The organism is Microvirga tunisiensis, assembly GCF_009296175.1.
GTDB classification, from domain to species: Bacteria; Pseudomonadota; Alphaproteobacteria; order Rhizobiales; family Beijerinckiaceae; genus Microvirga; species Microvirga tunisiensis.
Genome location: NZ_VOSK01000229.1, coordinates 1 through 10,352, shown reverse-complemented (window position 1 = coordinate 10,352; position 10,352 = coordinate 1). Strand labels below are relative to the sequence as shown.

At 63.3% G+C, this 10,352-nt stretch carries 9 protein-coding genes; 1 reads left to right on the top strand and 8 read right to left on the bottom strand.

Translation table 11 applies throughout. The annotated features are described in order from the left end of the window. Positions 1-146: 146 nt before the first annotated feature. The 5 genes from acuI to FS320_RS31135 all read right to left on the bottom strand — a co-directional run bounded on the left by acuI (position 147) and on the right by FS320_RS31135 (position 6,320). Positions 147-1,133, bottom strand: coding sequence for an acrylyl-CoA reductase (NADPH) (gene acuI, locus FS320_RS31155; protein ID WP_152716272.1), 987 nt, complete (start codon positions 1,131-1,133; stop codon positions 147-149). Positions 1,134-1,218: 85 nt separating this feature from the next. After that, entirely contained in the window at positions 1,219-2,460 is a 1,242-nt protein-coding gene (locus FS320_RS31150; protein WP_152716270.1) for an MFS transporter, read from the bottom strand. Between the two features lie 153 nt (positions 2,461-2,613). Next, positions 2,614-4,044 (bottom strand): M10 family metallopeptidase, encoded by a 1,431-nt coding sequence (locus FS320_RS31145; RefSeq protein ID WP_152716268.1) that lies wholly within the window; start codon positions 4,042-4,044, stop codon positions 2,614-2,616. 86 nt (positions 4,045-4,130) lie between these two features. Further along, a complete protein-coding gene (locus tag FS320_RS31140; protein ID WP_338105559.1) occupies positions 4,131-5,360 on the bottom strand; it encodes a cell wall hydrolase in 1,230 nt (409 codons plus the stop codon). Between the two features lie 111 nt (positions 5,361-5,471). Then, the gene (locus tag FS320_RS31135; protein ID WP_152716266.1) at positions 5,472-6,320 is read right to left on the bottom strand and encodes a helix-turn-helix domain-containing protein; all 849 of its coding nucleotides are present in this window, start codon (positions 6,318-6,320) and stop codon (positions 5,472-5,474) included. Positions 6,321-6,446: 126 nt separating this feature from the next. Between FS320_RS31135 and FS320_RS31130 the strand changes: the two genes are divergently transcribed. Next, positions 6,447-6,848, top strand: coding sequence for a hypothetical protein (locus tag FS320_RS31130; protein WP_152716264.1), 402 nt, complete (start codon positions 6,447-6,449; stop codon positions 6,846-6,848). A 157-nt stretch (positions 6,849-7,005) separates the two neighbouring features. Here the strand turns inward: FS320_RS31130 and FS320_RS31125 are convergent, their stop codons facing one another. The 3 genes from FS320_RS31125 to FS320_RS31115 all read right to left on the bottom strand — a co-directional run bounded on the left by FS320_RS31125 (position 7,006) and on the right by FS320_RS31115 (position 10,239). Next, positions 7,006-8,583 carry a hybrid sensor histidine kinase/response regulator gene (locus FS320_RS31125; RefSeq protein WP_152716262.1) on the bottom strand — a complete coding sequence of 526 codons (1,578 nt, stop codon included), beginning with the start codon at positions 8,581-8,583 and terminating at the stop codon, positions 7,006-7,008. Further along, a complete protein-coding gene (locus FS320_RS31120; protein WP_152716260.1) occupies positions 8,556-9,779 on the bottom strand; it encodes a PAS domain-containing protein in 1,224 nt (407 codons plus the stop codon). Before FS320_RS31120 ends, FS320_RS31125 begins: the two co-directional genes overlap by 28 nt. A 169-nt stretch (positions 9,780-9,948) precedes the next feature. After that, entirely contained in the window at positions 9,949-10,239 is a 291-nt protein-coding gene (locus tag FS320_RS31115) for a GFA family protein (RefSeq protein ID WP_162003358.1), read from the bottom strand. Positions 10,240-10,352 lie beyond the last annotated feature (113 nt).

The following is a 10,352-nucleotide window of genomic DNA, read 5'->3' as shown; positions in this document are numbered from 1 at the left end:
ATGCGTTTGCCCGGCAAATGCGGCTCCATCCGATCCCACTGGTGATCTTTCAACATCAGACGAACTCCGCTCACCCAAGCCTCCGCGCCCAAAAGGAGCTTGAATCAGATTTGCGAGTCCGTCGAAAGCCTGAATGTCAACGCGCTCTAGGCGATCTCCACCACGACGCGGCCCTTGATCTTGCCCTCGACGATCCGCTTGCCGGCTTCGAGCACCTGATCGAGCGGGATCGTCGAGGTCATGGCCGCGAGCTTGTCGTGATCGAGTTCGCGGGCGATCCGATTCCAGGCCTCGATCCGCACTGACTTCGGAGCCATCACCGAATCGACCCCGAGCAGCGCGACGTTGCGCAAGATGAACGGTGCGACGGTGGTGGGAAGATCCATCCCGCCCGCCAGTCCGCAAGCCGCGATCGCACCGCCGTATTTCGACATGGCCAGGACATTGGCAAGCGTCGTGGAACCGACCGTGTCGACGCCTGCCGCCCAGCGCTCCTTGGCGAGCGGTCGCGATGGGCCGGAGAATTCGCTGCGGTCGAGGATTTCGGCCGCTCCGAGTCCCTTCAGGTAATCGGCTTCCTCAGGACGCCCGGTCGAGGCGATCACATGCCATCCGGCCTTGGCGAGGAGCGCCACGGCGACCGAGCCGACACCGCCGACGGCGCCCGTGACGATGGCGGGACCGCGGTCGGGACGCAGCCCATGCCGTTCCAACGCCATCATGCAGAGCATCGCCGTGTAGCCGGCCGTGCCGATGGCCATGGCCTGAAGCGGCGACAGGCCTTGCGGCAGCGGAATCAGCCAGTCGCCCCTGACCCGTACCTTTTCCGCGTAGGCGCCGAGATGGGTTTCGCCCAGGCCCCAGCCGTTGAGCACCACCGCGTCGCCGGGCTTGAACTCAGGGTTCGAGGAGGCTTCCACGGTGCCGACCAGATCGACTCCGGGGATCATGGGAAAACGGCGCACCACCGGCGCCTTGCCGGTGATCGCGAGACCGTCCTTGTAGTTCAGCGTCGAATGCGAAACGCGCACAGTCACGTCGCCGTCCATGAGATCCGCTTCGTCGAACGCGCGGATTCCGACGGTCTGACCTGCTTCCGTCTTGTCGATGGCGACGGCCTTGAACGTGCTCATGTCGATTCCTCCTCGCACCCATTTGTGGCGCGGCGGAGGGTCAGGGCAAGCGCAAAGGATTTAGTCCTTCGCAGCAGAGGCCGGGTTACTCCGCAGGCTGCAAGGCAGGCGCGCGCGTGACGGGCTGCTCCTTGATCGGCAGGTTGATCAGAGCGGAGGCGAGGCCCAGCAGAACCGACAGCCACCAGACCGCGCTGTAATTCCCGTTGATCTCGTAGAGCAATCCGCCGAGCCACACGCCGAGGAAGCCGCCGACCTGGTGCGAGAAGAACGCGAAGCCGTAGAGCATGGCCATGTAGCGGGTGCCGAACATCAGCATCACGAGGGAGGATGTGGGTGGCACGGTGGAGAGCCAGAGCAGACCGATGGAGATGCCGAACAGGATCGAAGTCATGGGCGTCGCCGGGACAAGGATGAAGGCGGCAATCGCCACCGAGCGGCCGAGATAGATCCAGGCGAGCAGCCAGCGCTTCGACATGCGGGTGGAGAGCCAGCCCGAGCCGAGCGACCCGACCGCATTGGCAAGGCCGATCACCGCGAGCGTCCATCCGCCGACGGCGGCCGAGAGGCCCGCATCCTTGAGATAGGCCGGCAGGTGCACGGTGATGAAGGCGAGCTGGAAGCCGCAGGTGAAGAAGCCGAGCACGAGCAGCACGTAGGAGCGGTGCTGGAACGCCTCCGTCAGCGCCTGGCGGATCGACTGGTTCGGGATCGCAGCCGCCCCTGCCTGGGCGGCATCACCCGTCGGCCGCGTGGCGAGCGCAAGAGCCAGAGGCATGACGAGCAGCACGCTCGCGGCGAAGACCAGCAGCGCCTGCTGCCAGCCGAAGGAATCGATCAGCACGTTGCCGATGGGCGGGAACAGGAACTGGCCGAAGGAGCCCGCCGCCGTGCCTGCGCCGAAGGCCATGGGCCGCGACTTCTCCGGCAGCAGCTTGCCGAAGGCGCCGAGCACCAGATTGAACGAGCAGCCGGAGAGACCGAAGCCGATGAGCACGCCGGCGCCGATATGCAGAACGCCCGGCGATGTCGCGTAGGCCATGACGACGAGGCCGAGCGCATAGAGCAGCGCGCCCGTGCAGAGAACCCGGAATGCCCCGAACCGATCAGCCACTGCTCCGGCGAAGGGCTGTCCAACACCCCAGAGCAAATTCTGGATCGCGATGGCGAAGCCGAAAGTATCGCGGCCCCAGCCGTATTCCGTGATCATGGGCAGTTGGAACAGGCCGGACGATGCCCGCGGGCCGAAGGTGATCAGGGCGATCAGGCAGCCGCACACAATGATGAGTTCGGGTGAGACACGGGATCGAGCGGAGGAAGCGGACATGCTCACGGCCCTCAAGGGGAAACAAGGATGCGCAGCCTAACCGAAGTCGCGCATCAGCAACATTGAAAGTTTATCGCCTTTGGTATGACGCTTTGTGATGTATCCCGGGGCAGCGAAAGGACGGCGCGTGCTTCTCGACCTTGGCACTTCCTTTTAAACTACAAAGAAATCCTGGTGAGCGAGCTTCAGGTTCTTGCCGAGGGACGCGATCTTCACCGGGGCGGCGGCACCGGTGCCGTCTGCATCGTAGGAGAGCGCACCGGACGTCCTGTCATAGACGATCCGATCCTCCCGGTCCTGCGCCTTCGAAGCCTTGACGAACATGTCGGCCGTGACCGTCTTCGGGCGGGACGCACTGCCCGAACCCAATTCGGTGAAGATCTTGTTGTCGAGGCGGATCGAATCGTAGGTCGGATCGAAGTCGTAGATCCGATCGAGATTGCTCGCCTTGCTCGGCTTGGTGTCGAACACGAAGGCGTCCCGGCCCGCACCGCCATGGAGCTTGTCGTTGCCTGCACCGCCAAAAAGGATGTCGTTGCCGTCGTCCCCGAGCGGCGTATCGGCGCCGGCGTCGCCCTTCAGGCCGTTGGCGGCGGAATTGCCCTGGAGCTTGTCGTCAAAGCGTCCGCCGATGGCGTTCTCGATCGTCACGCCGTTGGCGATCGTGTAGCCGCCGGCGACCCTTTTCTCGTAGGAAGCGAAGCCGCCTGCATGGGGGTCGCCCTGCAGCAGGGTCGCGGCGCGAAGATCGATGACGACGCTCGCGGATGCCTGCGCTGCGGTGATCGTATCCCGTCCGCCCGCATCCCAGAGGCAGAACCATCCCCGCTCATCGACGTTCAAGTTCCATGTCGGCAACGCGTAGATATCGCTCCCCCGGCCCGATTCCATGTTCTTTCCATAGAGAGCCTGCAACGCGGCGATATCGAAAGCCCCAAGCCCCGCCTGGTTTCCGTAGGTCATGTCATAGCCGGCACGGTCCCATCCGGGGTTGTAGGACATGATCGTCCAGATGCCCTGGTTCAAACCGTTCGGCCTGGTTGAAAAGGGATCCGCGACGCCGGGAAAAGTCGTTGCGTCCTCGCGTGTCCCGCCATCGTGCGGATGGGCCAGGCCCATGCCATGGCCCAGTTCATGCAGCACGGTGTTGAGTCCGTCGCCGCCGAAATACAGGCTGCTCCACGAGGGTGCCGCAGGGTCGAAATACCCCCAGATTTGATCGTTATCCGGCAGTTCGTGCAGGCCGAGAGTGCCGCCCAAGGCGGTCTTCCACCAGACGATATCGGCCTGTGCGACGGAACTGGCGAGTTCGAATTTCAGCCCGCAGACGCTTTCGTAAACCTGGGTCGCATAATCGAAGGCGGACTTCTCGGCGTCGCTCCACTTCTGAGCCGACGGGCCGCTCGTCAGGATATCACCGGGGTCATGAAGGGCGCTGGCTGCCGCGAAATCTCCGCTTTGACCGAACCAGACCTTGATCGATCCCCTCGCGACGTTCCAGGCCGTGCCGCCCCAGACGATGGAATCCAGGTAGGCATTGCCATAGCCGGAGCCCGGAACAGAACTTCGGATGCTCGCCACCATTTCCTCGCCTTCAACGCCGCTCCTGAACGTTCTATTATATTATCGCATTTTTCAAAGTGCCGAAGCGCACGTGCGACGATTTACTCTCAGGTCTGGCCGGGCTTCAATTTGTAGAAGATGTGCCGTCCGATCACGTCCATTTTCTTCAGGCGGCGCGCCCAGTAGGGGCGGACATAGTCGGCGTGATAATGCGTCGCTCCGCCCACATCGGCGAGGTAGGTCTTGCCCTCGATCACGGCACTCGCGACGCTCTTGGCGCGTTCCCAAGACTCTGTATCGCGGATGCGCAGGGCCTTGCCTTCGCAGGCGAAGGTGAACTGGCAGGCGAGATGGCGGTGACGGTTCTGGTAGACCACGCCGCAGATCGACGAGGGATAAAGCCCGCTCTTCACGCGATTGAGCACCACTTGGGCGACTGCCGCCTGCCCCTCCACGGTCTCGCTGCGGGCCTCGAAATAGACGGCTTCGGCGAGACAGCGCTGCTCCTTGCCTAGGTTGTCCGGATCGATCAGGTCGGCATAGCGCCGACGATCCGGGTCGTCGCTCTTGGGCAGGATCGACATGTCACTGTCGCCTCGGTCGAGACGCGGCGATTGCAGGGACACGGGAGCCGCCGCGATCTCGATGGGCGTCGCCTCGACCGGAGCCGGCGTCGCCGAGGACAGGGTGACGGCACGCCTCACCATGGGGGTCGTCGGGCTCGCGGAGGCTCCGGTGGAGCCTGCTGCGGCGGCGGCCGGCGATTGCACGGAGGTGGCCTGGCGGGTCGTGGTGTATTCGGGTGCCTGCCAGGGCTCGAAGACCTGCTCCGTCTCCGTCGCTTCGAGCTGGCCCTCCATGAGGACGGTCGGCGGCAGGAGCCGCTCGTCGCGGCTGTAGAGCAGCCGCGCGCTGCCGGCCTGATCGAGGGTCGGACGCAACTGCCTGGCGCGGCGGGACAGGGTGGCATGGGGCGCCACCAGCGGGTTGCCTTTCAGCGAGCGGTCGATGACGGCATCGGCGCTCACATCGGCCTTCCGGTCGGCCTTGAGGGGCGCGGAATCGGCCGCTTCATCGGGCAGATCGTAGCGCGGCATGGAGCGGAGGATGTCGCGCTCGATTCCAAGCTTTCCATCGATGATGGAGGCACCTGTGGGCGGGACGAGCGCGGTGTCGACGAGACGGGCGGTCGCGCTGCGCGGCGCGAAGCTCACCCCGGAATGCAGGTCGTTGCTGGCCGAGGCCGTGAACGAGATCAGGAGGCCGGTCGCCAGCGCCCAGGGAGCCGTCGTGGCGCAGATCCATTTCACCCGAGATCGACGATACGGAAGACGCACGCGCTACACCCTGCAAAAAACTCGAACAATCCGGAGCATCCAGCAGGAGGGCTCCGATGTCGTAAAGTTATCGCGGGTTAAGGTTGATGGGTGGTTAAGACTGGGCTTCCCTCATCTACTTGCCGCTGCGGCAGCCTGACGCTTCTCGGCGAAACGCCCCAACGCGAGGCCCGTCCCGGAATCGGCCGGGAAGAAGGCCTCGATGGCGAGTTCCGACAAGGTCACGTCGACCGGCGTGCCGAAGATCGTCGTCGTGCTGAACAGGGTGAGCATACCCTCCCCCGTCATGATCTGGAGCGGCACGACGATGCCGGCATAATCATGGTTCGACTTGGGTGCCCGCGCGGCCGCATCGGGCGTCGGGTAGGAGCGCAGTTCCTCGATCAGAGCGGCCAGAACCGCATCGCCCGTCGCATCGACCTGACGGTGCAGACGGTGGACGAGATGGTTGCGCCACTCGGTGAAATTCACGATACGCCGGGCAAGGCCTGCGGGATGGATGCTCAGGCGCAGCACGTTGACGGGCGGCTTCATCAGCGCCGGATCGACGTCGCCGATCAGCGATACGAGGGCATCATTCGCGGACACGAGCGACCAGTGCCGGTCGACGGCGAGCGCGGGATAAGGATCGTGCCCTTTCAGCACGAGATCCACGGCCTGACGCATGCTCGCGAGGGCCGGATCGTCGAGGGAGCGCTGCGAGTAGACTGGCGCGAAGCCCGCCGAAACCAGCATGATGTTGCGCTCGCGTAAGGGCATGTCGAGCTTCTCCGCCAAGAGCAGCACCATCTCGCGGCTCGGCTGCGAGCGGCCGGTTTCGAGAAAACTCAAATGCCGGGTGGAGATCTCGGCCTCGAGAGCGAGATCCATTTGGCTGAGGCGCCGGCGCTGGCGCCATTCGCGCAGGAAATCGCCCACATGTCGGTCGGTGTTCACGGGTTGGGTGCTCGCGGATTTCATGGGCGGACCATAGCGTGATGCCGGCCGATCTTCCATGACCTCGGAGGTAATCGACTGCGCTCACGGCCTGCGGAATCCTTGAATCCAGGTTGAGGCTCTCAACCGACCAACCACAAGGAGACAGCCATGATGACGATCCAATCCTCCCCGCTTCTTCGCCAGGCTCTCGTGGCCGATGCCACCACCAGCGCTGCCTTCGGCCTCATGATGCTGATCGGTGCAGGGCCCTTGAGCGGGATCTTCGGCTTGCCGGAAATGCTCCTGCGCATCGCGGGCCTGGTTCTCCTGCCCTACGCGGCCTTCATCGGCTGGCTCGGTCTGCGGGAGCAGATCCAGAAGCCGATCGCATGGGCCGTGGTGCTCGGCAACGCCCTCTGGGCCGTCGACAGCCTGATGCTTCTGGTGAGCGGCTGGGTGTCGCCAACGAGCGCAGGCTATGCCTTCGTGATCGCGCAGGCACTCGTGGTGCTGATGTATGCGGAATTTCAGATCATCGGCCTGCGCCGGTCCGGGGCAGCTGCAGTCTGAATCCGGCCGCCATTCCCGCCCACGTCATCACCGGGCTGGTCCCGGTGATTTCAATTGGGAAAATGCGGCACTTCACATGATCGGATGGCCGGCCTTGTCAGCGTCAGTTTGCTCGTGCAAGGCCGGCGCGCTCCTGGGTCCCGTCTCCGAGCAGACTCTAAGGACCGTGAATGATGGCCTCGATCTTGGCCTCGAGAGTTTCAAGGGGAAATGGTTTGGCGATGACTTCCATGCCCGGCCCCAAGAATCCAGCCGAGAGAAGATTGCTCTCCACATAGCCGGTCATGAAGAGCACCTTCTGATCCGGCCGTTGCGCGCGGAAGGCATCGGCAAGTTGCCGCCCGTTCAGGCCGGGTAGCCCCACATCGGTCAGGAGAAGATCGATCGATTGTCCGGTTTGCAGAATCGCGAGACCCTTCGGCCCGTCCTCGGCCTGAAGAACGCGATAGCCCTGCTCCTCGAGCATTTCCACGATGAGATCGCGCACGACGCGCTCATCCTCGACCACGAGCACGGTCTCGTGAGCCTTGGGGCGCGTTGCCAACGCATTCGTGGCAGACAGGTCCCGAGGCACGGCGTCTCCAAGATACCGAGGAAGGAAGATCTTGACGGTCGTGCCTTGGCCTATTCCCGACGTGATCCGGACATGGCCGCCGGACTGCCTGACGAATCCGTAGACCATGGAGAGACCGAGCCCTGTGCCCTGCCCGATGGGCTTCGTGGTGAAAAAGGGTTCGAAGACTCTCGCGAGCACATCGTCGGACATGCCGGAACCTGTATCGGACACTGACAGCGCAACATATTGACCGGGCTTCACGTCCTGCTGCGTGGCGGCATAGGCGTGATCCAGCTCGACATTCGCCGTCTCGATCGCGATGGCCCCTCCATCGGGCATGGCGTCGCGGGCGTTGATGACGAGATTGAGCAGTGCGTTTTCCAGCTGGTTGGGATCGCAGAGAGGCAGCCAGAGATCTTGGCCGGCCCGCAGCTCGACTCGGATCGTCTCGCGCGCCGTGCGCCGGAACAGCTCTTCCATCGACGCCACGAGGGCATTCGCATCGACAGGCTTCGGATCGAGCGGCTGGCGGCTGGAGAAGGCAAGAAGGCGATGCGTGAGCGCAGCAGCCCGGTTCGCCGAGGACATGGCAGCGTCGATATAGCGTCCGATATCGCCTGTTCGTCCCTGCGCGACGCGGGTCTGGATGAGATCCAGGCTACCGATCACGCCGGTCAGCAGATTGTTGAAATCGTGAGCGATTCCACCGGTCAGCTGTCCTACGGCCTCCATCTTCTGCGATTGCCGCAGCGCTTCCTCGGCCTGTTTCAGGGCCTGAGACGCCTCCTCCTCGGCGGTGATGTCGCGGCCGATCGCATGGATGAAACGCTCATCAGACACGGCCGTCCAGGCGATCCAGCGATAAGACCCGTCCCGGTGGCGAAGCCTGCTTTGGATGCTGCACGTGGTCAGCTCGCGGGAAAGCCGCCTGACGGCCAGATGAGCATCTTCCTGATCCTCTGGATGAACGAAATCGAGGACGGATGCTCGAATGAGATCGCCGTTCTTCCACTCGAGCATGCGGCTCCAAGCTGGATTTGCCGTTAGGATCGTTCCCTCGAAGTCGGCAACGAGCATGAGGTCTGTCGAGAGATGCCAGAGCTGATCCCGGTCCCGCGTGCTCTCCTCGACACGTTTCTCCAGTCTGGCGTTCAGATGGGCCAGTTCCTCCGCGGCCATCTTCCGATCATGATATCGGTGTTCGTGCCGATCCACCGGATGACGCTCTCGGCGGGATCGCGAACGGGAACGGCTTTCGACAGGAACCAGCGGTAGGTCCTGTCGCGCGCTCGACTGAGCCGGATCTCGCTTTCGAAGACCGTTCCATCCTGCAGAGCCTGCCGCCAGGCCTGAAGCACAACCGGATAATCGTCCGGGTGGACGATGCGCTCCCATGCACCGTTTCCGAGATCATCGAGCGTGGTGCCCAGGTATTCCGGAAGGCGCCCGTTGGACCACTCGACCGATCCGTCGGATCCGGCTTCCCACACTTGATGGGGAACGGCCTCGACAAGAGCCCTGAACCGCTCCTCGCTGGCGCGCAACGCCTCCTCCGAGGCCTTCCGCTCGGTAATATCCCGATAGAAGCTGACGATACCTCCCGGAACCGGGCAGGCCCGCAGTTCCAGCCACCGGTCTTTTCCAAAGCCGAGATAGCGGCGCTCGAGTGAGACCTGCACCTGTTCTGCAAGGCACTTTCGATAAGCGACCTCCAAGGCAGAGCCCGCCGAGGTGGGCCACGCCTCCCATTGGATCTTGCCGATGATCTCATCGGCCCGACGCCCGTCATATCTGAGAGCGGCAGGGTTGAGCTTGATGACCCGGAATTCCTCATCGAAGGCGACGAAGCCATCGCCAAGAACTTCGAGGATCGCCTCCGCCTGCTCGTTGCTGGCGTTCAATTCCTGCTCGCGCCGGACGTGCTCGGTCACGTCACTGCCATGAACGGCGACTCCGAGAAGTGTCCTGCTCCCGCCCCAGACAGGCTGGAAGGAAAATTCGACGAACTGCTCCTCGACCGTGCTCTTGGGGTCCGCTTGAGAATGGATGGCCACCCGAAGAGGCCCGGACGGCGCAGTGCCGGAGCGAGCCTGATCGAGACGCTCTTGAAAGCCCGGCCAACGGGCCAGCGGCGTCTCGTCCAGGGCCAGATCGGTGATAGCCCTACCCCCGGTCAATTGCCGAAAGGCATCGTTCGTCAGCGCAACGACATCATCAGGGCAACGCAGAAAGCAAAAGAAACCAGGGACTTGCCGGAGGACGGAGAGAAGCTGTGCGCTTGAAGCGTCGGGCGCATCAAAGCCCTTGGCTGCAGCCTGGGTGCCGCGCAAGTCACGAACGACGTTATCCTCCGCAACGCTCAAACTGTCTGGCATCCTGAGCCTTCGGAAATGCAGCGCCGGTCTTCCACCGCCACCACCCCTTCTGTTCTGACCAAGAAAAGCTGCCCGCCCCAGCGAGAAAGGTTATTATAAGTGATATTTTATTTCGTTTCAATAGTCCTTGGGTCAGATTCGGCTGGCCATAAGCGGTTCCGGGCCGGCTTCAGAAACTCCGCCCATCCACCGGAATGACCTTGATTTGGGACAGATCGACGTCCTCGAGGCAGCGAATGTTGATCGCCGCCATCGCGTCTCCCGTGGGCTTCCGACCCTCGCCGAAGGGCGCGCAGCCGCAGGTGGCACAGAAGCGATGCCGGATGGTGTGCGTGTTGAAGGTATAGGTGGAGAGATGCTCCTCGCCCTGAATCACGGTCAGGGCAACGCGCGGCACGAAGGTGAGCAGATGGCCCTTCCGGCTGCAATGGGAGCAATTGCATTCGAAGGAAGCAGCCACAGACTACCCATTCCGAAGATCTTCCAACGTCCATAACCATCACTCGGGAGCGGCACGCATTCGAGGGCTGTCGCCTGACTGTCATCAGCCGTCTGAAGCGCCGCGGCATACTG